The organism is Agrobacterium sp. 22-3639C2 (assembly GCF_053522105.1).
In genome coordinates this window covers 1,183,180-1,207,001 of sequence record NZ_JBNWDB010000001.1, presented here as the reverse complement: position 1 = coordinate 1,207,001, position 23,822 = coordinate 1,183,180, and the positions used below count along the sequence as shown (strand labels likewise).

Annotated in this window: 27 protein-coding genes; 10 read left to right on the top strand and 17 right to left on the bottom strand. The window is 58.4% G+C overall.

The features are described from left to right. Window positions 1-46 precede the first annotated feature (46 nt). Complete coding sequence (locus ACQZ6D_RS06100) at window positions 47-1,147, bottom strand: class I SAM-dependent methyltransferase (protein WP_019565221.1); 1,101 nt, start codon at window positions 1,145-1,147, stop codon at window positions 47-49. Between the two features lie 15 nt (window positions 1,148-1,162). Further along, a complete protein-coding gene (lgt, locus tag ACQZ6D_RS06095) occupies window positions 1,163-1,975 on the bottom strand; it encodes a prolipoprotein diacylglyceryl transferase (RefSeq protein ID WP_029658791.1) in 813 nt (270 codons plus the stop codon). Window positions 1,976-2,283: 308 nt separating this feature from the next. Between lgt and ACQZ6D_RS06090 the strand changes: the two genes are divergently transcribed. From ACQZ6D_RS06090 to ACQZ6D_RS06075, 4 genes are all read left to right on the top strand, one after another. Beyond that, window positions 2,284-2,547: an accessory factor UbiK family protein gene (locus tag ACQZ6D_RS06090; RefSeq protein WP_013636582.1), complete on the top strand. Its 264-nt coding sequence runs from the start codon at window positions 2,284-2,286 to the stop codon at window positions 2,545-2,547. 432 nt (window positions 2,548-2,979) lie between these two features. After that, window positions 2,980-3,480, top strand: coding sequence for a type III secretion system chaperone family protein (locus ACQZ6D_RS06085; RefSeq protein WP_006311131.1), 501 nt, complete (start codon window positions 2,980-2,982; stop codon window positions 3,478-3,480). 2 nt (window positions 3,481-3,482) lie between these two features. Continuing rightward, a complete protein-coding gene (proC, locus tag ACQZ6D_RS06080; protein WP_306625902.1) occupies window positions 3,483-4,301 on the top strand; it encodes a pyrroline-5-carboxylate reductase in 819 nt (272 codons plus the stop codon). Between the two features lie 27 nt (window positions 4,302-4,328). Next, entirely contained in the window at window positions 4,329-4,670 is a 342-nt protein-coding gene (locus tag ACQZ6D_RS06075) for a tRNA-binding protein (protein ID WP_003513443.1), read from the top strand. 121 nt (window positions 4,671-4,791) lie between these two features. On the opposite strand, the gene ACQZ6D_RS06070 is transcribed toward ACQZ6D_RS06075, so the two are convergent. The 4 genes from ACQZ6D_RS06070 to ACQZ6D_RS06055 all read right to left on the bottom strand — a co-directional run bounded on the left by ACQZ6D_RS06070 (window position 4,792) and on the right by ACQZ6D_RS06055 (window position 8,247). Next, window positions 4,792-6,171, bottom strand: coding sequence for an ATP-binding protein (locus ACQZ6D_RS06070; protein ID WP_003513442.1), 1,380 nt, complete (start codon window positions 6,169-6,171; stop codon window positions 4,792-4,794). Between the two features lie 30 nt (window positions 6,172-6,201). Beyond that, a complete protein-coding gene (locus tag ACQZ6D_RS06065) occupies window positions 6,202-6,915 on the bottom strand; it encodes a response regulator (RefSeq protein ID WP_019565223.1) in 714 nt (237 codons plus the stop codon). Window positions 6,916-6,917: 2 nt separating this feature from the next. After that, window positions 6,918-7,445 carry a MarR family winged helix-turn-helix transcriptional regulator gene (locus ACQZ6D_RS06060; protein ID WP_003513440.1) on the bottom strand — a complete coding sequence of 176 codons (528 nt, stop codon included), beginning with the start codon at window positions 7,443-7,445 and terminating at the stop codon, window positions 6,918-6,920. Window positions 7,446-7,647: 202 nt separating this feature from the next. Further along, complete coding sequence (locus tag ACQZ6D_RS06055; RefSeq protein ID WP_003513439.1) at window positions 7,648-8,247, bottom strand: DUF1236 domain-containing protein; 600 nt, start codon at window positions 8,245-8,247, stop codon at window positions 7,648-7,650. A gap of 234 nt (window positions 8,248-8,481) precedes the next feature. Here ACQZ6D_RS06055 and ACQZ6D_RS06050 point away from each other — a divergent pair, with 234 nt between their 5' ends. Next, window positions 8,482-9,126 (top strand): MBL fold metallo-hydrolase, encoded by a 645-nt coding sequence (locus ACQZ6D_RS06050; RefSeq protein ID WP_448729736.1) that lies wholly within the window; start codon window positions 8,482-8,484, stop codon window positions 9,124-9,126. Window positions 9,127-9,218: 92 nt separating this feature from the next. Here ACQZ6D_RS06050 and ACQZ6D_RS06045 read toward each other — a convergent pair whose 3' ends face one another. The 4 genes from ACQZ6D_RS06045 to ACQZ6D_RS06030 all read right to left on the bottom strand — a co-directional run bounded on the left by ACQZ6D_RS06045 (window position 9,219) and on the right by ACQZ6D_RS06030 (window position 12,308). Next, window positions 9,219-9,434, bottom strand: a complete 216-nt coding sequence (locus ACQZ6D_RS06045; protein WP_003494703.1) for a cold-shock protein — start codon at window positions 9,432-9,434, stop codon at window positions 9,219-9,221. Window positions 9,435-9,877: 443 nt separating this feature from the next. After that, window positions 9,878-10,780 (bottom strand): DMT family transporter, encoded by a 903-nt coding sequence (locus tag ACQZ6D_RS06040; protein WP_448729735.1) that lies wholly within the window; start codon window positions 10,778-10,780, stop codon window positions 9,878-9,880. 141 nt (window positions 10,781-10,921) lie between these two features. Further along, window positions 10,922-11,233 (bottom strand): hypothetical protein, encoded by a 312-nt coding sequence (locus tag ACQZ6D_RS06035; protein WP_083211489.1) that lies wholly within the window; start codon window positions 11,231-11,233, stop codon window positions 10,922-10,924. A 145-nt stretch (window positions 11,234-11,378) separates the two neighbouring features. Then, window positions 11,379-12,308, bottom strand: coding sequence for an EAL domain-containing protein (locus ACQZ6D_RS06030; RefSeq protein ID WP_035198647.1), 930 nt, complete (start codon window positions 12,306-12,308; stop codon window positions 11,379-11,381). 209 nt (window positions 12,309-12,517) lie between these two features. Between ACQZ6D_RS06030 and ACQZ6D_RS06025 the strand changes: the two genes are divergently transcribed. After that, complete coding sequence (locus ACQZ6D_RS06025) at window positions 12,518-13,720, top strand: pyridoxal phosphate-dependent aminotransferase (protein WP_003513431.1); 1,203 nt, start codon at window positions 12,518-12,520, stop codon at window positions 13,718-13,720. A gap of 59 nt (window positions 13,721-13,779) precedes the next feature. On the opposite strand, the gene ACQZ6D_RS06020 is transcribed toward ACQZ6D_RS06025, so the two are convergent. Continuing rightward, the gene (locus ACQZ6D_RS06020) at window positions 13,780-14,886 is read right to left on the bottom strand and encodes a calcium:cation antiporter (protein ID WP_065702318.1); all 1,107 of its coding nucleotides are present in this window, start codon (window positions 14,884-14,886) and stop codon (window positions 13,780-13,782) included. Window positions 14,887-15,083: 197 nt separating this feature from the next. Between ACQZ6D_RS06020 and ACQZ6D_RS06015 the strand changes: the two genes are divergently transcribed. Then, window positions 15,084-15,350: a DUF2188 domain-containing protein gene (locus ACQZ6D_RS06015; protein ID WP_003513427.1), complete on the top strand. Its 267-nt coding sequence runs from the start codon at window positions 15,084-15,086 to the stop codon at window positions 15,348-15,350. 109 nt (window positions 15,351-15,459) lie between these two features. Here ACQZ6D_RS06015 and ACQZ6D_RS06010 read toward each other — a convergent pair whose 3' ends face one another. Beyond that, on the bottom strand, window positions 15,460-16,431 hold the full coding sequence (locus ACQZ6D_RS06010) for a LysR family transcriptional regulator (protein WP_003513416.1): 972 nt from the start codon (window positions 16,429-16,431) through the stop codon (window positions 15,460-15,462). Between the two features lie 63 nt (window positions 16,432-16,494). On the opposite strand from ACQZ6D_RS06010, the gene ACQZ6D_RS06005 reads away from it, so the two are divergent. Together ACQZ6D_RS06005 and ACQZ6D_RS06000 are read left to right on the top strand one after the other, a co-directional pair. Further along, window positions 16,495-17,532, top strand: a complete 1,038-nt coding sequence (locus tag ACQZ6D_RS06005) for an NAD-dependent epimerase/dehydratase family protein (protein ID WP_065702319.1) — start codon at window positions 16,495-16,497, stop codon at window positions 17,530-17,532. After that, window positions 17,532-17,921, top strand: coding sequence for a DUF6220 domain-containing protein (locus ACQZ6D_RS06000; protein ID WP_025594112.1), 390 nt, complete (start codon window positions 17,532-17,534; stop codon window positions 17,919-17,921). Before ACQZ6D_RS06005 ends, ACQZ6D_RS06000 begins: the two co-directional genes overlap by 1 nt. A 56-nt stretch (window positions 17,922-17,977) precedes the next feature. Here ACQZ6D_RS06000 and ACQZ6D_RS05995 read toward each other — a convergent pair whose 3' ends face one another. The 4 genes from ACQZ6D_RS05995 to trxB all read right to left on the bottom strand — a co-directional run bounded on the left by ACQZ6D_RS05995 (window position 17,978) and on the right by trxB (window position 22,002). Beyond that, window positions 17,978-19,090 (bottom strand): alkene reductase, encoded by a 1,113-nt coding sequence (locus tag ACQZ6D_RS05995; RefSeq protein WP_065702320.1) that lies wholly within the window; start codon window positions 19,088-19,090, stop codon window positions 17,978-17,980. A 127-nt stretch (window positions 19,091-19,217) separates the two neighbouring features. Continuing rightward, window positions 19,218-19,508 (bottom strand): ArsR/SmtB family transcription factor, encoded by a 291-nt coding sequence (locus ACQZ6D_RS05990; protein ID WP_003513408.1) that lies wholly within the window; start codon window positions 19,506-19,508, stop codon window positions 19,218-19,220. Window positions 19,509-20,106: 598 nt separating this feature from the next. Then, on the bottom strand, window positions 20,107-21,003 hold the full coding sequence (locus tag ACQZ6D_RS05985; protein ID WP_003513405.1) for a LysR family transcriptional regulator VtlR: 897 nt from the start codon (window positions 21,001-21,003) through the stop codon (window positions 20,107-20,109). Between the two features lie 24 nt (window positions 21,004-21,027). Continuing rightward, complete coding sequence (gene trxB, locus ACQZ6D_RS05980) at window positions 21,028-22,002, bottom strand: thioredoxin-disulfide reductase (RefSeq protein WP_448729734.1); 975 nt, start codon at window positions 22,000-22,002, stop codon at window positions 21,028-21,030. A 254-nt stretch (window positions 22,003-22,256) separates the two neighbouring features. Between trxB and ACQZ6D_RS05975 the strand changes: the two genes are divergently transcribed. Continuing rightward, window positions 22,257-22,724 carry an Lrp/AsnC family transcriptional regulator gene (locus ACQZ6D_RS05975; RefSeq protein WP_003513401.1) on the top strand — a complete coding sequence of 156 codons (468 nt, stop codon included), beginning with the start codon at window positions 22,257-22,259 and terminating at the stop codon, window positions 22,722-22,724. A gap of 31 nt (window positions 22,725-22,755) precedes the next feature. On the opposite strand, the gene ACQZ6D_RS05970 is transcribed toward ACQZ6D_RS05975, so the two are convergent. Then, entirely contained in the window at window positions 22,756-23,811 is a 1,056-nt protein-coding gene (locus tag ACQZ6D_RS05970; protein ID WP_448729733.1) for a glycosyltransferase family 4 protein, read from the bottom strand. Window positions 23,812-23,822 lie beyond the last annotated feature (11 nt).

Sequence of the window (23,822 nt, the reverse complement as noted above, 5' to 3'; positions counted from 1 at the left end):
GCTTGCTTCGTTCTGGGCCGATGTTGGCCCAGAGGTGATTGCACTGTCAATCCACCGCGCGAAACGGCATGAGATGGAGCGCGGGACTTGAAACGGCGATGACCTTGAAAAGTTCCCCCATCCTGCCAGCCCCTTCGCCAGCGAGACGGTTGACCGCTTCGGCGATTTCAAGCGTCTGGTCGGGTGTAGCTTTTGCGGCAAGGGCGGTTGCCCGTTCCTTCAGGCCAAGACCATAAAGAAAGTCGCCCTGCCTGATGCCGCCATTGACATGAACGCCGTTTGCTTCAGCCGTCCTGATAAGGCTTTCGAAATCGACATGGCTGGTCAGATCGGCTTGCCCGGGATGAGAAAGCGGCGGGTCGAAGGCATGGTTGCGCATGGCCTGCAATGTGTCGCCATATCCGGCGACCAGATGGCCGTAGTCGATCGCGAGTGCGGTGCCGCCATATGCGGACAGGCGCTGGCAGATTGCGGTCATTACGGCTTCGCGGGCGGGTGAGATCTCGAATATGCTGCCTATCGGCTGCCGTTCCGGGCCGGGCGGCAGCAGCGTCGGGTCGATGCCGGCAAGCCCAGTCGAGAAGACCAGTTCACCATCGGTACCAAGACTGACCACCCGTTCGCGGAAACCCTGCGGCGTTTTCACGAATTGCCGGATTGGGATGGCGTCGAAAAGCTCGTTGGCGACGAGGAGCAGGAAACCTTCCGGCACCGCATCGAAACTGTCATGCCATGTCAGCCGTTCGGCATGCGCAGCGAGCGTCTCTTTCTGGATGGCGCAAAGGCGAGGGCTGGTCTCCACCAGATGCACCCGCATCGTCTCGTAAAGTGGTGGGGCGATGCGGCGGATGACGCGCAGCATGTCAGACATCATGGTGCCGCGGCCGGGGCCGATTTCCACCAGACGAATATCTGCGGGTGCGCCATGGCGCTGCCACGCGTGAACCACGAAAACGCCGAGCATTTCGCCGAAAAGCTGACTGACTTCCGGAGCGGTGATGAAATCACCCGATCTGCCAAAAGGCTCGCGGCTCCGGTAATAACCGTGTTCAGGATCGGCGAGGCAAAGCGAGAAGAAATCGGTGACGCTGAGCGGGCCGTTCAGGCGGATGAGGGATTTGATGCGTTGCGCAAGCGGTGTCGTCATGGCAGGCCATTCCGCTTAAGCGCGTATTTTCGCGCGCCGCGCACGCAAGACGGCCCAGAGGCCAAGAAGGAACATCGGCGTGGAGAGTACCATGCCCATGGTCAGCCAGTTGCCCGCGAGATAACCGATCTGGGCGTCCGGCTCGCGGAAGAATTCCACGAAGATGCGCGACAGCGCGTAACCGCAAACGAAGATGCCGGTTACGATGCCAGGTGTCTTGAGCGCCCTGAAAACGTAGATGGTGACCGCCAGAATGACGAGGAGAACGAGGCCTTCGAGTCCCGCTTCGTAAAGCTGGCTGGGGTGACGCGCAAACGGCCCGCCGGTGGGGAACACGACCGCCCAGGGAACGTCGGCGATACGTCCCCACAATTCGCCATTGATGAAATTGGCGATGCGTCCGAACAGCAGGCCGACAGGTGCGACGGCTGCGATGATATCGAACATGCTCCAGACAGGGATGCCGTTCTTGCGGGCGAAGAGGATCATGGCGATGGTCGTGCCGATCAGGCCGCCATGGAACGACATGCCGCCGTTCCATATCTCAAGTGCTCTTATAGGGTTTGCGGCGACGGCGCCAAGATCGTAAAACAGGATGTAGCCGATGCGCCCGCCAAGCACGATGCCGCCGGCTGCCCACAGGATGAAGTCGTCAAGATGCTGCGCCGAGATCGGCGATGTATCGTTTGGCCACAGGCGAGGCGTAAGCGCAAGGCGGCGGGCATAAAACCAGCCGAGCATGATGCCGGCGACATAGGCAATGCCGTACCAATGGATCGCCAGAGGCCCGAGAGACAGGGCAACCGGATCGATATTCGGAAATGGCATGATGGCAAGTTGGGTGGGAGCGGCTAACAATCCGTATATTCCGTCATCGTTGCTGGGCGGACAACAGAATGACCCATTGCCTCAAGGAGCCGGGCGATGATGCTCTCCGGTCTCTTTACGCGAGGAAAATGGCGATTGCCGCAGCGCCGGTCAAGATTATTCTTCAAGGGACGCTTTGCGATGCCGAAGGCCATTGCAAGCCATGTGGATTTTTCGATTTTGCTTGCAAGGCGGCTGTCGAGTGCCTACCTGAAAGGCATCAACAGCAGGGAACGGAACGCTCCCTGAACCGACGAAGGAACAGGGCCATGACCACGACAGGCACCAATCGTTTTCTGGATGAATTCGCAAAGCTGATGACCGATGCGGCGGGCGCTGCGCAGGGAATGCGCAAGGAGGCCGAGGCTGCCTTGCACGCACAGGCGGATCGCTGGCTGAACAGCCTCGACGTGGTCAAGCGCGAGGAATTCGACGCGGTGCGCGAGATGGCGATCAAGGCGCGCGATGAAAACGATGCGTTGCGCGCTCGCATCGAGGCTCTGGAAGCAAAGCTTTCTGCTGCCAAGGATTGATTCTTTTCGCGCTTTTTCATCAAGAGGTCCCGGATCGCCTGCGATTCCGGGACTTTTTGTTTGCGGGCCATGCAACCCGAAATTATTCCCTGTCGATCCGGACCTGCCTCCATCGTTAATTTTTTGAGGCCTGTGGACACTTCCAAAAAACGCAATTGCCAGAGTCGCTTATGTATCTCGCCTGAGGTGATGGGGGAGAAGATATCCACTGTTCAAAAAGTAAAAATGCTGCCCGAGGGGTGGCAGCAGGACTCGGCCATTATACACTGATTTTAAATGATGATTCGAAACGAACCTGGTAAGCTCCACACAGGGTGAATGTGTAACTCTGTTGGTGTCGGGCAATCGTCTCAAGTGTTGAATCCGGTTTGTGTGTGCGTTTTGGGCCCGGCGTTCAAAGCAGAACATCCATACCGGATGAGAAGGTGCCGCATGAGCCTGATAGAATTTGAAATTGAGCGCCAGTCCAATCCCGTGGACATGATCGAGATTGTCGCCGCCTCGAACGACTGGTCGTTCGAACGTTCCGGCGAAGACGAGATCGCCATGACGGTGGCGGGCCACTGGGCCGATTATCACGTTTCCTTTTCCTGGATGGAAGATTTTGAGGCACTGCATCTGGCGTGCGCCTTCGACATCAAGGTGCCCGATCAGCGCGTCAACGAAGTCATTCGCCTGTTGTCTCAGGTCAACGGCCAGGTACTGATGGGTCATTTCGATCTGTGGCGGCAGGAAGATGTTGTGATCTTCCGCCAGTCGCTGCTTCTGGCTGGCGGTGCGGAGCCTAACAACCAGCAGGTGGAAGTGCTGCTTTCCAGCGCGCTTGAGGCATGCGAACAATATTATCAGGCATTCCAGTTCGTCGTATGGTCGGGGCTGGATGCGAAAAGTGCAATTGAAGCGGTCATGTTCGAGACCGTCGGAGAAGCTTGAAAATGGTCTACAGGGCTTCCGGTCCTCTCGTCCTCGTTGGGGCGGGCAATATGGGCGGCGCTTTGCTTTCGGGCTGGCTGAAAAAGGGCGTGCCGGGTTCGCAGGTTATCGTCATCGATCCGCGCCCCTCCGACGCCATGCGCACGACAATTGCGGAAGCGGGCGCCACGCATAGCGAAAGCGTGCCTGATGGCGTGAAGGCGGGCATTCTGTTTGTCGCGGTAAAACCGCAGATGATGGAAGCAGTGCTACCCTCCCTCAAGCCCTTGCTCGGACCCGAGACCGTCGTCGTTTCGATTGCGGCCGGCACCACCATCGGCACTTTCGTTTCGCATTTCGGCTCGATCGCCGCCGTGCGGGCCATGCCGAACACGCCGGCCATGGTTGGCCGTGGCGTGACGGGCGCCTACGCCAACGAATTGGTGACGCCGGCGCTAAAGGCAGTGGTTGATGGATTGCTGAAGGTCAGCGGTCCGGTCGAATGGGTGGAAACCGAAAGCGATATCGATGCGGTTACCGCGGTTTCGGGAAGCGGTCCGGCCTATGTCTTCTATCTGGTTGAATGCATGGCGGAAGCCGGTCGCAAGGCAGGTCTGCCGGCGGATATAGCCATGCGGCTGGCGCGTGAAACCGTGGCCGGTGCGGGCGAACTCCTGCATCAGTCTTCTGACGAGGCGGCGCGCCTGCGCCAGAACGTGACCTCGCCGGGCGGTACAACGGCCGCCGCACTTTCGGTGCTGATGGCCGAAGACGGTATGCAGCCCCTGTTTGACAAGGCGATCGCTGCGGCGAAAAATCGCGCCGAAGAACTGGCTGGTTGAAGACGAGCAGGCTGGCGGGAGCAGGGCATGAGCAGTGAAATTTCCTATGCCGATTTCGAGAAGGTCGATATCCGTGTCGGCACGATCGTTGAGGCAGAGCCTTTTCCGGAAGCACGCAAGCCGGCGATCAAGGTGAAGATCGATTTCGGCCCCGAGATCGGCATCAAGAAATCCTCGGCGCAAATCACGGTGCACTATACCCCGGAAAGTCTGATCGGCCGGCAGGTGCTGGGTGTGGTGAATTTTCCACCGCGCCAGATTGGCCCGTTCCGCTCCGAAGTTCTGACATTGGGGTTTGCCGATGGCAACGGCGACATCGTGCTTGCCGCGGTCGAGCGGCCGGTGCCGAACGGCGAGAAAATGTGCTGAGAAAGCGCAACAACACGCAACCCAAAGATTGCGCAGGCTGAACACTCTTTCTCCGTCATTCCGGTTCAAGGCTGGAATGACGGAAGCGGGCGAGCCGCGTCACATTTTTCTCTCCGCTGCTCTACGCCGGAATTTTGACGATTACCCGCAATCCGCCCATCGGGCTGTCGTCCAGCGATACGTCACCGCCATGGCTGCGGGCGATGTCTCGGACGATGGAGAGGCCGAGCCCGGTGCCAGAGGCGTTGAGGTTGCGTGCCTCGTCCAGCCGGAAGAACGGCTTGAAGACATCCTCCCTTGACGCTTCCGGAATACCCGGCCCGTCATCATCAAACGTCATGATGATGGAGCGTGGAGCCTTGCGGATGTCGATATGGAGCTTGCTGGCATAGCGCCGGGCATTCTCCGCGAGATTGGCGACGAGGCGGGAGAGGGCATTCGGGCGCGCGATGATCTGGTCGATATTATAAAGCTCGTAGCTGAATTTCTTGCCGTGCAGCTCGAAATCATAGTCGATTTTTTCCAGAAGTGCCGGAAGCTCAAGCGTGCCGACATCCTCCTCGACATCGGTGCGGGCAAAGGTGAGGTAGGCCTCCAGCATCGACTGCATATCCTCGACATCCTTGTCCAACCCTTCCAGATCAGGATTGTCGCCGGCAAGCGCGAGTTGCAGCTTGAAACGGGTGAGGATGGTGCGCAGGTCGTGGCTGACACCGTTCAGCATGGCAGTGCGCTGTTCCATCTGCCGCTCGATGCGTTCGCGCATCAATATGAAGGCAAGTCCCGCCCGCCGCACCTCGTCTGCGCCGCGTGGGGAATAGGCGCTGATCTTCTGGCCCCTGCCGAAATTTTCGGCCGCCTTGGCAAGCGCTTCGATAGGCTTGATCTGCCCACGCAGAAACAGGATGGAAATGGCGATCAGAACCAGCGATGCACCGACCATCCAGACAAGGAAGATATGCGTGTTGGAGGCATAAGCGGCGCTGCGACTGGTAAAGACGCGGAGCGTCTTGTCTTCGAGCTGGACACGTATTTCCACTAGGGAACCGTTGCCATAAGTATCGATCCAGAATGGCCGGCCGATTTGCTGGGTCAGCTGATTGGCGAGGATCGTATCCAGAATGGAAAACAACGGTTCTGGTCTCGGGGCCGGCAAATCGGCCTTCGGCTCAATGTAGATGCTGAGACCCAGCTTCTCGCGAGCGATGCGGATGACGCGCTGATAGTCGTCTTCTTCCTCATCAGTTTGCAGAAGCTCGATGATCGCTGCGATATCGCGCGTTACGGCGGAGGAAAGGCGCTCGGTAACCAGCTGCCAGTGACGCTCCATGAAAACGGCCGCGACAACGCCCTGAAGCAGGATCATCGGCAGGATGATGATCAGCAGCGAGCGTGTATAAAGCCCGGTGGGCAGCCAGTGGCGAAGCCATCTGGTAAATGCGCGCCAGGTCTTCGCTACGCCGCTATTCCTGACAGTGATTAGAAAATCGAGGCTCGCCATGGCTGTGCGCCCGCCTTTCGTTTGTCCTTCTCAATCCACGCTCAGGCGGTAGCCGATGCCACGCACCGTTTGCAGATAGACCGGGTTGGCAGGGTCGTCCTCGATCTTGCGGCGAAGGCGGTTGATCTGCACGTCGATTGTTCTTTCGCCCACTTCGGATTCCGCCTCGACCAGCTCGTGCCGTGGAATGGTATCGCCTGCGCGAAGCGCAAAAAGCAGCATGATCTCCTGTTCGCGATCCGTCAGGCGGATCGTTTCAGGGCCGCGCCGCAATTCCTTCCTGGGGATAGAGAAGCTGTAGGGGCCGAACATGATCTGTTCGATCTTGGGCGTATCCGGCGAAGTGTTGCGTCGCAGGATGTTGTTGATACGAAGGACAAGTTCGCGCGGATCGAAAGGCTTGGCGAGATAATCATCCGCGCCGGCTTCCAGCCCAGCAATTCGCGAATCCGCCTCCGAGCGGGCGGTCAGGAGAATGACCGGCACGGATTTGTTCTCATTCAGCGAGCGGGTGAGCGAAAGCCCGTTTTCCCCCGGCATCATCACGTCGAGAATGAGAAGGTCGAAACGGATGCCTACCATCTTGCGCCGGGCTTCTGCCGCATCGGCTGCGACGGAGATGCGGTATCCCTTGTCGCCGAGGAAACGTTGCAGAAGATTGCGAATGCGGGCGTCGTCATCGACGATCAGAAGGTGGGCCGCATCGTCATCGGCGGGAGGGAGTTTTGTCGTTGCCGTGGCCATCGTCAGTCGCCTTCCCCCGGTGTCGGGCTGCGCATCTGCGCCAGAAACTTGCGAACGCAAGCGCGGGCGTCGGGTCCAAGCCCTTCCAGCGCACGGTCGATCCGGCGCGACTGCGGCTCGCTCAGCGCCAGCGCCAGTTCGCGCCCTGTCAGCGTCGGATAGAGCCTGCGCTGGCGGCGGTCTTCCGGGCCAGCCATCTGGCGGATATAACCGTCGTCGATCAATTGCTTGAGCACGCGGGCAAGGCTCTGCTTGGTGATCTGCAGTGTGTCGAGCAGATCCGCCACCGTCATGCCGGGCTGCCTGCTGACGAAATAGACCACCCGGTGATGCGCGCGCCCATATTCCAGTTTCGAAAGAATGACATCTGGATCGGAGACGAAATCGCGATACGCGAAGAACAGCGCCTCTATCGTATCGAAGTCGATCTTGCCGTCGTCAACCTTCGGGAGTGCCGGTGTCTGCCTGGCGGCTGCGGTTTTGAGCGATTGCGGTGGCACTGCGGTTCCTTCATATTCTGCGGCTGACATACGTCGATGCGCCAATATTCTGTAAACATAGCCGAAAATGCGTCCGCTCGGGAGGATGCCGCGATCATTTTCTGTTGCGGTGGATAATATGCTGCGGGTGCCGGTGCAACTGGAATCCTGACTGGCCTTTACCGGAAATAGAAAAGAGCGCGGAAAGCCCGCGCTCTTCATTGGTTTCATGCTGCCGGTATCGAGTTCGCGTCTACTGGTAGACGTAGACAATCCGGCGCGTCGATGGCTCCACCAGAACAGGCACGTCGTTCACCTGAACGTAGCGATACTGGTAATCAGGGATTTCCACGAGCCGGGTATCGGAGGGCAGGGTGCTGCCGACCGCTACCTCACCATCAAAGGTGACAGTGTCCGCAGGGTGCTCGTCAATATAGGAGATGACTGTTTCGGGCGGATTGACTTCTCCGACGCGGCCAAGGTTCGGATCGCCGGGGTTGGGTTCTGCCTGTACGCTCGAGGTCTTCTCGTAAGTCACGACCGGCACGCTGATATCGGAGCGGCGCTGTTCCAGAATGACGGGAGAGCCCTCATACATAACATTTAGATAATCCGCATGTGCCCAGCCGCGCAGGCCGTTGACTTCGATTCGGCACCAGCTGCTGCCGTCCATGCAGCCATCGAGAACCGCGTTGCTGCCACGGGTGGCAAGGCCAAGCTCGGGATAATCCTCGCCTGGGCCCGAACGAACGGAAACGTCCGATGCTGTTGTGGCGACCATGGCGGCGTTTGCGTAACCGGCCATCAGGGCGAAAGCGCCGCCAGCCATGAGCATTTTAAGCGTCTTGTCCATGTGTCTCACTCCTTTTAAGACTGGACCTACAACGTCGCAGCCTTCAGGGCGTTCCACATTTTTCACAGATACCTCCCGTCTCGAGCGGGAACATTTCCGATATCTAATTGAATTAACTCATAGTTTTTGGGGGTGGCAAGGTCACCGGAAACCGTTGCTTTTGCCTCCGCCATTGTGCCGGAACCGGCCGCAGGTTATAGGAGGCGGGATTTGTCAGACAGGGAGACACGGGATATGGGAAAGTTGCAGGCGGGCATTATTCCGGTCACGCCGTTCGAGCAGAACTGCACCATTCTCTTCGATGAGGATACGAAGGAAGGCGTTGTCGTCGATCCCGGTGGGGATGTGGATGTCATTCTTCAGGTCGTTTCCGAAAACGGCATCGCGCTCAAGGAAATCTGGCTGACGCACGGCCATCTCGACCATGCCGGCGGCGCCAAGGAACTGCGCGAGAAGCTTTCCCTGCCGGTGATCGGCCCGCATGAGGACGATCGGCCGCTGCTCGAGAGGATCGAGACCCAGGCCGAGAAATATGGCATAACCGGCCTTCAGAACGTTTTGCCGGACAGGTGGCTGAATGAGGGCGACACGGTATCTTTCGGGGATCATGTCTTTGAAGTCTACCATTGCCCGGGCCACGCTCCAGGTCACGTCATCTATTATAATCGCGACCAGCAATTCGCCCATGTCGGCGATGTGCTGTTTGCGGGGTCGGTGGGGCGTACCGACCTGCCGGGCGGAAACCACGAGCAATTGATGGCGTCCATTCGCGACAAGCTGCTGCCGCTGGGTGATGATGTCGGATTTATCTGCGGCCATGGCCCCGGCGGGCGGCTTGGCGAGGAGCGGCGCACCAACCCCTATCTCAAGGGGATCTGAGTTTCCGGGCGCGTATTGACGCCTCCGGATTGGGCATAAAAAAACCCGGCATTCCTGCCGGGCTTCAACTAGAAATGAAAGCCGTTTTAGGGTTAGCCAGCAATCTGCAGATTGACTGCCTTCGGGCCCTTGCCGCGACGATCCGGTTCCGTGTCGAAGCTCACTTTCTGATTTTCTGAAAGTCCGGACAGGCCGGAAGCCTGTACGGCAGAGATGTGAACAAAGATATCAGCGCCACCATTGTCTGGCTTGATGAAGCCGAAGCCTTTGTCTGTGTTGAAGAATTTTACGGTGCCAGTTTCGGCCATGCATCAGGTCCTTTTCGCTCTGCCCGCGTTCAGCTACAGGCAGCATTACAGTTTTGCCCCGCGAGGGCGTTGGCAGGCAGCTCTTGACTATTGAGAAAAAGGACCTTCACAGCGGGAAGTAATGGCGTTCTCATCCAACGTTTTTCGTCCCACCGCCCGAGGTTTATAGCGTCCCCAGTGCGCAAATTTATAGGCCTTCCCATGCTCGCAAATTGCCCGAACCGCAGTAGATTGCTGCGTTTATGGAAAATTGGCAAGCAAAAGTTTTCACGGGCTTTTTGTCGGATAAAAACCTGCGGTAGAATTCCTGCGCGTAGTCGCACATTTTTTCCGCATATTTGATAATTGATGAAATAATTGCCGGTTGCCTTCGGTTTCCGGGCAAAATTTTGAATGCGGTGGTACGATTTTTCCTCGAAACAGAAAAATCAGTTCTTTCTGCGTCAGGCCGTTCCAACGACGGTTTTTTGCCATTTACGCGTCAGTTCCGGCACCAGTTCGACGATCAATATAGCGGCGAAAATAATCACGCAGCCGATATAACCGGCGTTGGAAATGGTTTCCTTCAGGAAAATCGACGCCAGCAAGGCACCGAAAAGCGCCTCTGAAGAGAGAAATATCGCAGCCTGCGGTGCGGTCGTATACCGCTGGGCGACGACCTGCAAAACGAAGGCGAGGCCGGAGGATACGAGGCCGACGTATAGAATTTCCGCCAGCGACCCTTCTATGGACGCCATGCTAATGGGTTCTACCGCAAGGCCGATCATGCAACTCAAGAGAGAGCAAATCGCAAACTGAGTGCATGAGAGCGCAAGCGGCCGTCCGCTTTCGGAAACGAAACGACCTGCGAGCGTAATCTGGATTGCCCAGAAGAAGGCGCAGATTATGCTGAGAATATCGCCCTGCGTCAGCGCCTCGAATGCGCCGCCCGAGAGCAGGAATATTCCGCCCAGCATCATCAGGGCGCCGGGCCAGACGATCCAGTGGGGATGGCGCCGGTAAAGAACGACGGCGATCACGGGTACGAAGATGACGTAAAGTCCCGTCAGGAAGCTGGAATTGGTGACGGTTGTAGTCAAAAGCCCGACCTGCTGCGTCGTCGCGCCGCCGAACAGGGCGAGGCCCACAAGGATGAAGCCGCCGATTTCCCTGCGACGTGGCGGCGATTTTTTCGAGCGGTTTTCCATCAGGGCGAATGGCAGCACGGCGATGGCGGCAATGGCGAAGCGCAGACCGACGAACCAGAATGGCCCGATCGAGGCCATGGCGGACGATTGTGCGACGAAACCGCCTCCCCAGATCGCCGCGGCGAGCAGAAGCAGCATGTTGGCCTGAATACGCGTCATTGATGGCACCAGCACAGCAGGGGCCCGAAGATCATTCCGTCGCGGCCTTGGCATTTCGGGGATTTTTGAAACGTCGTTCTGACGACTCCCCCTGTGCTTTAGCAGCAACACGCCGATGCCGCAAGTCGAGGAGAGGGCGGCTTACTTGTGGCGGCGGGCCTCGTCCTTCAGGCTTCGCCGGGTAAGCGCGAGGCCGCCTATGCCGAGGCTTATGAAGGCTGCGGCGGAGAAGATAACCAGCAACAGGTGGCCGCCCGCCCGCGCGGTTGCCGTCACCTGCGGAATAGAGGATGTCTGCAGGGTGTCGATTGCCTGAGAGGCTGCATTGGCCGAGGTTGCGATCCCGGCGGCCATGGTGACGACGACAAGAAAGGCGGCAATGGCCATCCAGAGGGAAAACAGCGTTCTCTGCGCCCTTAACCGTTCAACTGATGTCCTGTCGTTGGTAAACATGGCGATCGCCTCTTGTCCCTGTTCTCAAAGGATAAAAGAGGCTTCGAAATGGACGGCTTGGAGACCGAATTCAGGCGTTCCGCAGTATTTATTGTGGCAATATCGTGGCAAAGCCGATTTCGAGACAATTTCGCTGTCAACGGCCTCAAAGGCCGCGTTTTCCGAAGGTTCGGGTCTGGCGCAGGGTATGCGGCTCGGCGAGGCGGTCTTCACGCGGGAATGCCGGTGTCGCAGTACTTCTGTCCGACCTTGGCGAGGGTGAAAAATATCCGCTGCCGAGTTCGGGAAAGCGAGCGTCGAAACTCGTCGGCGCTAGTTCGGGTTTTGCCAACACGTATCCCTGCATCAGCAGGACGCCGAGGTCCTCGCAGATATCCACCTGCCTGCCGGTTTCCAGTCCTTCGAACACCGGCTCTATCCCATCGTCGCGAAACTGGCTGACGATGACGCGCAGAAGGGCGGCGCCTGCCGAATTCTGCATGAAATCACGCACCCAGCCTGCCTCGAATTTCACATAGTCCGGCTTGATGAGTTTCACCCGGTCAATGTCGGAATCGCCCGCGCCATAATCGTCCAGCGCCACGCGAAAACCGATGTCATGCATATGATAGGCGAAGTCGGCGACCATCTGCGTATCGGAGACTTTTTTCTCGGAGATTTCGCAGACGATGCGGTCTGCCGTCATGCCGGCCTCGTGGGCGGTAAGGCGCATGCGCTCCACTTCCTGACGCATCTTGGCCGGGGTCTGGAACAGGCCCGGATGGAAGTTGACGAAGACGCGGGCGCGCGAACGATTGAGCCTGCCGGTATTGAGAATGTGGATCGTGCGCAGAATACTGTCGATATTCTCTATATCTTCAGGCGCCACCAGCGAGAAGAATTCACCCGGTGTCACAGGTTCGCCGTTGCGATGGGGGCGCACCAGACCCTCGAAGGAATCGATGTCGAGAGCGCCGTTCATCGTTCGGCGAAAGATGGGCTGCAGGGCGGATTTCAAGTTGAAGGTGCCATAGGCCGTGGACCATGTGCCATCGACCTCGCGGACAAGACTGGAAAAGATGCTTTTGGGCGCCATTTTTCAACCAGCTACAGAGACACGACCTCTAGCCGGAGAATATAGCGCATCAAGCGTTACTTCCGGGTTAAGGAAGGTTTAAATTCTTCCCCGTGTCACATATGCTGCTTTTGACCTTGAAAGAGCGCCTGTCTTTCGACATAGAAAATGCCGCAGAAGACAGGATTTTCCGCCTCTGCCGATGTCAACCACAACAGGACCGATTAAAAATGGCCTTCCTTGCCGACATTCTCTCCCGCGTAAAGCCATCCGCCACCATCGCTGTTACCCAGAAAGCCCGTGAGCTTAAAGCGAAGGGCCGCGATGTGATCAGCCTTGGCGCCGGCGAGCCGGATTTCGATACGCCCGAAAACATCAAGGAAGCCGCCATTGACGCCATCAAGCGCGGCGAAACGAAATACACGCCCGTTTCAGGTATTCCTGAACTGCGCAAGGCGATCGCCGACAAGTTCAAGCGCGAAAACGGTCTGGACTACAAGCCGGAGCAGACCATCGTCGGCACCGGTGGCAAGCAGATCCTTTTCAACGCCTTCATGGCCACCCTCAACCCGGGTGACGAAGTCGTCATTCCTGCACCTTACTGGGTCAGCTATCCGGAAATGGTGGCGATCTGCGGCGGTACGCCTGTCTTCGTCGACACGACGCTCGAAGACAATTTCAAGCTGAAGCCGGAAGCGCTGGAAAAGGCGATCACGCCGAAGACCAAGTGGTTCGTTTTCAACTCGCCGTCCAACCCTTCGGGCGCTGCCTATTCGCATGACGAGCTGAAGGCATTGACGGACGTGCTGGTCAAGCATCCGCACGTCTGGGTGCTGACTGATGACATGTACGAACACCTGACCTATGGCGACTTCAAATTCGTCACGCCGGTTGAGGTGGAGCCTTCGCTCTATGACCGCACGCTTACGATGAACGGCGTCTCCAAGGCCTACGCCATGACCGGCTGGCGTATCGGCTATGCAGCCGGCCCGCTTCCGCTCATCAAGGCCATGGATATGATCCAGGGCCAGCAGACCTCGGGCGCCAGCTCGATTGCTCAGTGGGCGGCTGTCGAAGCGCTGAACGGCACGCAGGATTTCATTCCGGCCAACAAGAAGATTTTTGAAGGCCGCCGTGATCTCGTCGTCTCCATGCTCAACCAGGCGAAAGGCATCAATTGCCCGGCTCCGGAAGGCGCATTCTACGTCTATCCGTCCTGCGCCGGCATGATCGGCAAGACCGCGCCGTCCGGCAAGGTCATCGAATCGGATGTGGATTTCGTCTCCGAGCTTCTGGAAGCCGAAGGTGTTGCCGTCGTGCAGGGATCGGCGTTCGGCCTCGGCCCGAACTTCCGCATTTCCTACGCCACGTCGGAAGCACTGCTGGAAGAGGCCTGCAAGCGCATCCAGCGCTTCTGCGCCGATTGCCGCTGATCGGTTTGCGATCTTGAACGAAGAAGCCCGGCAGCGATGCCGGGCTTTTTTTGTTGCGGCTAAAGCCCGAGAAACAGCAGCATGATGAAGGTGGCGAAGAGGATGAAATGCGTCATTCCCTCGATCGCGTTGGTTTCACCGTCATTGAGGTTGATGGCGGCGGCGATGAGGGTGATGAAGACCATGACCGTCTGGACCGGCGTCATCGCCATGATGAACGGCTGACCGGTGTAGAGTGCGATGCCCTCCATCACAGGGACGGTGAGGATGACCGTCGAAAGCGATGCGCCCATGGCGATATTGACCACGGCCTGCATGCGGTTGCGCAATGCGGACCTGAGCGCGGTCAGGATTTCCGGTGATGCGGAGATCGTCGCGACCACGACTGCCATCAGTGCCGGTGGCGCGCTTGCGCCCTCGAGGCTCTGGCTTAGGAAGGCCGCCATGAATTCCGCCAGCACGCCGATCAGCACGACGCCCGCGATGATGAGACCGATGGAGAGGGACACGCTGCCCTCATCCTCGTCCTCCGTGTGATCGCCGGATGGATGACCGCTGGGATGAGCCTTGCGGGGATAGGCGTAGCTGAAGAAATAGCTGTGCGGACCAACCTGCATTTTCAGGAACAGCGCATAAAGCGCGATCATTGCAACGATGGTGAAGGCGGAATAGACGTGCCAGCTTTCCTTTGGGATGAATTCCGGCACGATCATCGAGATGCCCATGGCAGTCAGGATCATGACGCCGTAGGTCTTGCCGGAATCGTCATTGTAAGGCTGCTCGCCGTGGCGAAGGCCTCCCAGCAGGGCGGCCAGTCCCAGAATGCCGTTGATGTCGATCATCACGGCGGAATAGATCGTGTCACGCACGAGCGTCGGCGAGTTGGATTCGCTCATGATGATGGCAAGGATCAACACTTCCACCGCCACGGCAGACAGCGTCAGTATCATCGTGCCATAGGGGTCGCCGACCTTGGCGGCGAGGATTTCGGCGTGGTGGGCAACCCGCATCGACACCAGAACGATCATCCCGATCAGGGCGATCGCGGCAATCAGCGACGCCGTTTTGCCGGCCTCGAATATCGCATGTTCGGCCATACAGGCGACGGCTGCCACCGGTATTGCCAGCAGCAACATGCGCTCCTGCTTTAAAATAGAACCCGCCATCGATTTCCCTTCCCCTGAGAGTGTGAGGCTGTGACGTATCGTCGTTAAGATCAAGCAGGATTTGCGCTTGAGTGCTTTTGGTAGGATAGTAGTACGGTCAAGGACATGCTGCTCATGCCGTGTTGTCCCCCGTTGGGTGCAATGCTTGAAGCGCGGTTGTGGTTGCGATGTCGCCTACTGAAACAGGAGGAACATGCATGACAAAAGTGGTATATGAAGTCGTGGAACATGACGGTGGCTTCGCCTACCGCATGAACGGCGCTTATTCCGAAACATTTCCTACCTATGCCGATGCGGTCGAGGCCGCGCGCATCGTTGCTGCCGAACAGCAGGTGGGCGGCGATGATGAGGAAATCAGCTATCAGGACGAACGCGGCCAGTGGCATGAGGAATATAGCCAGGGCGGCGACCGGCCGGAGGCGGAAGTGGTCGACAAGATTTCACCGCCGGCCAGACCGTTTTGATGGAGTGCGTCAGCATTTCCGGTGAGAACAGCATCACGCTCCATGCTTCGCCGGTATGTCTTGCGGATTTGCGGGCGCAAGGCCGCGCGTCATCGATGCTGTAATGGCGCTAGCGTCGTTGCGGCGGGGCGCCCGGATCGGTTTCCTTCAGGTGGGCCTTCAGGCCGTCGACAAGGGCGCTGAACACGGCACGGCATCGCGGCGAGGTCTTGAGATTTTCATGCATCGCGACCCATGCGTGCAGCGGGATGTCGGTTTTCGGAAGGACCTGGACAAGCCGCGGATCCTTGCGCGCCAGGCCGATCTGACAGACGCCGATGCCTGCGCTGGCGCGGATCATGGCAAGCTGGGCGAGGTTGCTGTCGGCGCGAATTTCGAAGGAAATTTCTTCGATATCGGGTATTTCCGGATCGAGCGAGCGCATGCGCTGGATCGCCGCCCTGATGAAAGGCGTCTTGCGGTCGAAACCGATCATACGGTGGTTGTTCAGTTCTTCCATGTTTTTCGGGGTGCCGGCTCTTGCCAGATAGTCGCGTGTGGCATGAAATCCCAGACGGAAATTGCCGATATAGCGCATGACGATGGCATCCTGCTGCGGTTCGGTCATGCGGATGGCGATATCAGCCTCGCGCCGCAAAAGGTCTTCCAACGTGTCGGAGAGTGAAAGTTCTATTTCAAGCCGGGGATGAATCTCCTGCATGGCAGCGATGATCGGCGGCAGCATTTCAACGCCGATGATATCCGATGCGCTGATACGAACGGTTCCTTCGATCTTGCCGACCTCGCCGGAGGCCGCCCGCATAAGGGCTGCGGCCGTCGCCGCCAGATTTTCCGCATAGGGCCGGAGCGCCAGCGCCGCTTCCGTCGGCATCAGCCCGTGCGGCGAGCGGATGAACAGCGGAAAGCCGATGGCCTCTTCCAGCGCTCCGATATGGCGCCCAGCTGTCGGTTGGGTAATGCCGAGTTCGCGGGCGGCGGCGGAAAGCGAGCCGTCGCGCAGCACGCTGAGGAAGGTGCGGTAAAAATCCCAGCTGACATCGCGGCTTCTGATTATAAGATTTTGTATAGCGGCTCCACTCATTTGGACAATTTCGTATATCGCCTGATAGCCCGATACTCCAGCCCAGAAGAAGGAGTAATGGCAATGATATATGAAATCCACGCAAATACAGCAGAGAATAACCGGCCTCTGGCGCTGATTGTTGGGGCGAATGGTGGCGTCGGCAGCCATGTCTCAAAGATGTTATTGCAGCGCGGCTGGCGGGTGCGGGCGATGACTCGCCGATCGGCACCAGTTGATGCCGTCGATGGCGTCGAGCGCGTGACTGGCGATGCCATGAACCGGGAGGATGTGGTGAAGGCGGCAAAAGGCGCCGGGCTCATCGTCCATGCAGTCAATCCTCCGGGATATCGCAACTGGAACAGCCAAGTGCTGCCGATGCTCGAAAATACCATAGCCGCTGCCGAGGCCTGCGGGGCAAGGATCGTGTTTCCAGGCAGCATCTATAATTTTGGCCCGGATGCCTTTCCGCTTCTGACGGAGGACAGTCCGCAAAAGCCTTTCACCCGCAAGGGCGGCTTGCGCGTTGAAATGGAGCGGCGTTTGAAAATGGCGTCGATGCGCGGCGTGCCGGTCCTGATCGTCCGCACCGGTGATTTCTTTGGTCCTGACGCGAAGAACAACTGGTTTTCGCAGATGCTGGTGCGACCGGGCAAGCCGGTTCGCAGTGTTCAGAATCCAGCAGTACCGAATGCCGGGCATCAATGGGCCTATCTGCCGGATGTTGCGGAGATAATCGGGCGGCTGCTCGATCGCTCGGACGAGCTTCAGACGTTTGCCGTCTACCACATGGAGGGTGTCTGGGATTTCGACGGGCTGCAACTGGTTGGGGCAATCGAGCGGGCCGTCGGCCATCCGGTCAAGATGCGGCGGCTTTCCTGGTTAGCCGTCGGGCTGGCTGCACCGTTCGTTCCCCTGTTCCGCGAAGTCATGGAAATGAAATATCTCTGGCAGATGCCGATCCGGATGAGCAACCGCAAGCTTGTCGAATTCCTCGGGGCGGAACCGCGAACGCCGATCGATGCGGCGGTATCGGCAACATTGGCGAGCCTTGGGTGTCTCGCCGAGGTGCAGCAACCGGCGGGCCTTCATCATGCGACCGATGCCGGGGGTAGGGTGTGATGGTCACAGTGGCTAATGGATTTTCCCGGCGGCGCCGTATGTTCGCCGTGATTTCGGCAGGCGTGCCGGTGTTGATTTTCGCGCAGGTGCTGCTGGCCGGGCTGTCGATCTATTATGACGGATCGCTGCTTGTGGTTCACAAAGGGCTTGGCATGCTGATCGCCGTTCCCATTGTATCTCTAGTCGTGCTCGCCCTTCGTCATGATGACCTCCGGCCAAACCTTGGGCGCGCGCTCGTGCTCCTCGCTCTCTACTGCCTTCAGGTGGCGTTGATGAGCATCGGTCGGGAAACGGGCAGTGGCTTTCTGCAGGCGCTGCATGTGGCCAACGCCTTCGTAATGGGCGCATTTTCAGACTTTGCTGCGCGGCAGGCGCGAGGCCTGTCCTGAAACGGCAAAACGCCGCACCGCTGTGGAGCGGTGCGGCGTTTCAAGTTTAGCACTGATCAGCCAAGAGCCGGGTAGTCGGTATAGCCTTCAGCCCCGCCACCATAGAAGGTCGGCTGGTTCGGCTCGTTCAGCGGCGCGTTGTCCTTGAGACGGCGCACCAGATCCGGGTTGGCGATGAAGGCCTTGCCGAAGGCCACGGCATCAACCCTGCCGCTTTCCACCGCCTCGATGGCGCTCTCACGGTCGTAGCCATTGTTGGCGATCCACAGGCCCTTGCCGCCCGCATTGCGATAGGCGGCCTTGAAGGCTGCGTAATCGAAGGGCTTGTCGCCCTGCTTGAAGTCGCGCGGACCACCGGTCGCACCTTCAACAACATGGATGAAGGCCAGATTGCGTTTGCCGAGTTCTTCCGCAACGTAATTATAGAGTGGCTGCGGGTCGGCCTCGAAAATGTCGTTGGCGGGTGTGACGGGTGACAGGCGAATGCCGGTGCGGCCTGCGCCAATCTCTTCCGCAACCGCATCGACGACTTCGAGAAGGAAGCGGGCGCGGTTTTCGATCGAGCCGCCATATTCGTCGGTGCGCTGGTTGGTGCTGGATTTCAGGAACTGCTCGATCAGATAACCGTTGGCGGCATGGATTTCGACACCGTCGAAACCGGCCTCAAGTGCGGCGCGCGCGCCGGTCCGGTAATCTTCAAGGATAAGACCGATATCGTCGATGGTCAGTGCGCGGGGCTCGGAGGTTTCCGCAAACGCGCCGGTGCCGTCATCATTGATGATATAGGTCTTGGACTTGGCGATAATCGCGGAAGGGGCGACCGGCTGTCCGCCATGCGGCTGGAGCGAGGTGTGGGAAATGCGTCCCACGTGCCAAATCTGCGCGACGATCTTGCCGCCGGCGACATGCACGCCATCCGTGATCTTTTTCCAGCCCTCAACCGCTTCCTTCTTGTAGAGGCCCGGAACATCCGCGTAACCCTGGCCTTGCTGGGAAATCGGCGTGCCTTCGGTCACGATCAGCCCGGCTGTTGCGCGCTGCTCGTAATAGGTGGCGTTGAGATTATTGGGAATTGCCCCCGGCGAGCGGTTGCGGGTGAGGGGAGCCATGACGATACGGTTGGCGAGAGCGATATCGCCGGCCTGTGCCGGTTCGAAAAGACTTGTCATGCGACTTCACTTTCTGGTCGGTTGGCGAAATTGCGCGGCTGGCGCGCTTTCCTAATGTATGGGCATAGGAGAGAAAACCGCCTTGCAGTTTCCGGTCCGACGCCCCGGTCTTATAAGCTTGGGAGGCTCAAAGATTGGCTTGCAGATAATTGCGGAAGGCGTCGATGGTTTCCTCGTTGCGTTCGAAAAACACCCATTGCCCAACTTTCTTTGACCTTATCAGGCCAGCTGCCTGCAAAACCGCCAGATGTGAGGAGACCGTCGATTGCGACAGGCCGCTGATCTGGAACTGATTGGCGCATACGCCCATGCTGAGCGGATGGTCCTGACAGAAGTGACTTTCAGGGCTCTTCAGCCACTCGAGGAACTTCAGCCTTGCGGGGTGTGAAAGGGCTTTGAGGATTTCCTCCGGGTTCATCTGCGTTTCTCTAATATCTGACATGTTCGATATTTATATCGATATTTTCCGATATACAATTCACGTCTCTGTGAGGTAGTCACCCGGGCCGAGAACGGCGCGCAAAAAAATGGCCGCCGGATTTCTCCGCGGCCAATGAGTTTGAAGGTTAAAACCTCCAGAGGGGAACAGCTGTCGCGTGCATAGGCAGGCGTGACAGCTGATTGAAATATGGGAGTGGCAAGAATGCAAAACAAGGTTGCATCATGCGATATTTCGCCAAATTGGAGAAAATTCTTGCGGGTAAAAAAAGAGGGCCGCCGGATAAATCCAGGGCCCTTTAAGTGTGAAGGTCAAAAACCTCCAGAGGGGAACAGCTGATGCGGTGGAACTGGGAGGAAAAGCCACCGTGTGCATCAACTGAGAGCGATATGGTGCTTTTTTGTGCACGAAACAACTCTTTTTTGTGCAGGTCAGGCATGCGTGCGATGCAGGTCTAGATATTTCCGGTATAATTTATGTGCAAAGCTGAAGTGCGGCGCGGCTGGCGCGCCGCCATCTTGGGAAGGCCAACCCCATGAATTAGTATGATATTTTGTGGCGCTGGCCTATTTAAACGTCAGAAGTTCCAGTTCCGTGCCTTAGCAACGACGAAGTCGCGGAAGGCTTTCAGTTTTGCAGCGTTTTTCATCTCGTCCGGGTAACAGAAGTAGGTGTCGAACGAGGGGATATCGGCGGCAAGTGACAACTGAATCAATCCCGGATCGCGCCCGACGATGTAATCCGGCAAACAGGCGATACCTATTCCCAGCAGGCAGGCGCGCTTGATCGAGGTCTGGCTGTTGATCTGAAGATGCGGAATGCGGGTGTTGTCCGACGAGCGTCCCGCATTTTCCAGCCAGTTGACATCAAGCAGATAGTTTGGTGCCGGTTCGCCGAAGGAGATGATGCGGTGGTTGTCCAGATCCTCGATCGACTGCGGCTCGCCGTGGCGGTTGATGTAGGACGGCGCCGCATAGACGTGCATGTGCACCGTGAACAGCTTGCGCTGGATAAGGTCGGACTGTTGCGGCTGGCGCAGGCGGATGGCGCAATCGGCGTGGCGCATGTTCACATCCAGTTCCTCATTGTCGAGGATCAGCTGGATCGACATTTCCGGATAGAGCTGCAGGAATTCCTGCACCTTGTCCGTGAGCCAGCCCTGGCCGAGACCAACCGTCGTCGTCACGCGCAGCTTACCGCTCGGCTTCTCCGTCGTTTCGGTCAGTTGCATCTTGACGGTTTCGAGCTTTAACAACACGTCATGGGCGGTGCGATACAGCAGTTCGCCCTGCTCGGTGAGGATAAGACCTCTGGCGTGGCGGTGAAACAGCTTCACGCCAACATCCTGTTCCAGCGCGCTGACCTGGCGGCTGATGGCCGACTGGGACAAATGCAGCTTGTCGGCAGCGTGGGTGAAAGACCCCGCTTCGGCTGCGGCATGAAAAATGCGCAGTTTATCCCAGTCCAATGGCATTGCCATGCCTATCCTGCCTTTCGGTTATTCGGCTGCTACCGCAAGCGGCTGCTGCGCGGTGAGGTACCGTTCTGCTTCAAGGGCGGCCATACAGCCCATACCGGCGGCGGTGATGGCCTGACGGTATATGTCGTCGGTAACGTCGCCGGCGGCGAAAATACCTTCCACGTCGGTAGCGGTGGAATCGGGCGCGGTCCACATGTAGCCATTGTCCTTGAGCTTCACCTTGCCCTTGAACAGTTCGACGGCCGGCGCGTGGCCGATGGCGACGAAGACGCCGTCGATGGGCGTATCGCTGATCACACCGGTCTTGGTGTCACGCAGTCGCACACCCGAAACAGAGGGTGGCATTGGCGGCTTGGCGGGAGCGCCGGTGATTTCGGCGATTTCCGTGTTCCACAGAATCTTGACGTTTTCCTTGGCGAAGAGCCGTTCCTGAAGGATTTTCTCCGAGCGGAAACTGTCGCGGCGGTGCACGACGGTTACGGACTTGGCGATATGGGCGAGATAGAGCGCTTCCTCCACCGCAGAGTTGCCGCCGCCGACCACGATCACATCCTTGTTGCGATAGAAGAAACCGTCGCAGGTGGCGCAGGCGGAAACGCCGAAGCCCTGAAAGTGCTGCTCACTCTCGATGCCGAGCCACTTGGCCTTTGCGCCTGTTGCGATGATCAGCGTGTCGGCGGTCCAGATCTGACCGGAATCGGTCTTGACCACAAAGGGGCGCGTGTTGGTTTCGACTTCGGTCACGAGGTCACTGACGATTTCCGCACCCACATGCGTCGCCTGCTTCAGCATCTGGTCCATCAGCCAGGGGCCCTGGATCGGATCGGCAAAGCCCGGATAGTTTTCGACGTCGGTGGTGATCATCAGCTGGCCACCCTGTTCCATGCCGGCAATCAGCACGGGTTTCAGCATTGCGCGGGCCGCGTAGATCGCCGCGGTATAACCGGCGGGACCAGAGCCAATGATCAATACCTTGGTATGGCGGGCAGACATGGAAACAATCCTTTTTAAAGTAGCGGGGCCTTTCGGCAGCAGAACATTCCAGCCGCAGCACGGTGGACAGGCCGCAACCCCTTCGTTGCCCGGTATTTAAGGTTGTCTAGTGCCTTTATTCAAGGGCAGCCTTGCGTTACCAACAAGGCAGTTGTGGATGCGCGCGCAATTTTGTGACCGGCCGGCGGCATATTGTTGCGAATCCTGCGCCTGGTAGTACAAGGAAGTTCTCCGGCTTAACGAGGAACCTCTCCGTGACCAGCGTCGAACTCGATGCCATCGATCTGAAAATCCTGCGCGAATTGCAGCGCGACGGGCGCATGACCAACGTGGAGCTGGCCGAAAGGGTCGGTATTTCCGCGCCGCCGTGCCTCAGGCGCGTCCGCAAGCTGGAAGAAGCCGACGTGATCGAGGGTTATCACGCCATGTTGAACGCGCCGAAGCTCGGTTTCGATCTCGTTGCCTTCTGCATGGTCGGCCTCAAGCGCCAGTCGGACAGCAATCTGAAAGCCTTTGCAGCGGCGACGGCCGGATGGTCGCTGGTGCGCCAGGCCTGGATGGTATCCGGCGAAAGCGATTTCCTTCTGCATTGCATCGCCAGAAACCTGACCGAGTTTCAGGATTTCGTCATCGAGGTTCTGACAGCGGACGAAAACGTCGACACCGTGCGCACCATGCTCACCATCCGTCAGGTCAAGCGCGTCGGTCTGGTGGAAATCTGATCGGCGGACCTTTGAGTGATTGCGCCCGCGCTTACCCGCGCCGCAACGCGTCGTAGATATTGCCGAGGCTTGTCGCCTCTTTTTCCAGCGGAAATGCAGTGCGCACATGCGAAAGTCCGGCACGGGCATGGTCCCTGGCGAGAGCAGGATCGGCAAGATAGGTTTTAATGGCATCCCGCAGGGACGCGTAGTCGCCGGCCTCAACGACCATGCCTGTCTCGCCCTTGACGATCATTTCCTCATAAGCGCCGGCATTGCTGGCAACGACAGCCGTCTCGGACGCCATGGCTTCCAGTGGTGTCAGGCCAAAGCCCTCGTTGCGTGACGGTGCGACATAGAGGGTTAGCCGCCGATACCAGGGCTTGATGTCGTCCACCTCGCCCTGAAACGCGATGCGGTCCGCAAGGCCGGCTGCTGCGACATCGGCCACGAGCTTGTCGGCGAAGGCCTTGTGCTCTGCGGTCACGCGGCCGGAGATGACGGCTGTCCATTCGGGATAGTCGGGCAGAAGTTCGATCATGGCGCGCACGAAAAGGTCTGTTCCCTTCTGGTGGCGCACCCGTCCGAAACATCCGATGAGATATTGCCCCGGCAGGCCGGTCGAAGCGATCGTATCCTCCGGGCCGGTTGCGGGATGAAACAGCTCGGTATCGACGCCATGCATGACGACGCTGTGTGGTACTTCCAGAAACGAGCCTGAGCGGCCGCTTGTCGCGACGACCGCATCCATTTTTGAAATCAGAAAGCGGGTATAGGCGGAATGTCGCCTTTGCGCCGCGGAGGTGAACATCAGCTTCACCTTCATGCGCAGCACGTCACGCATGAGAATGCCCGGCAACATTTCGAGATTGCGGCGGGCGTGCCAGATGCGCGGACCGCTGAGCGGGCCGTTTTGCCAGAGCCGCCACAGATCACGAAAGCGCACATGTGGCAGGTGCTGCGGCAGGCCCGGGCCGATGACGGCCACTTTCTGACCCAGCCGGTTTTGTACCGGAATAAGCTGCACGATGGTGGAGGTAACGCCGGAGAGCCTGCGCTTGAAGTTCGGCGCAAGCACCTGCACATCTTTCAGACTGGCGTGGGACAAGATGGGCTTCC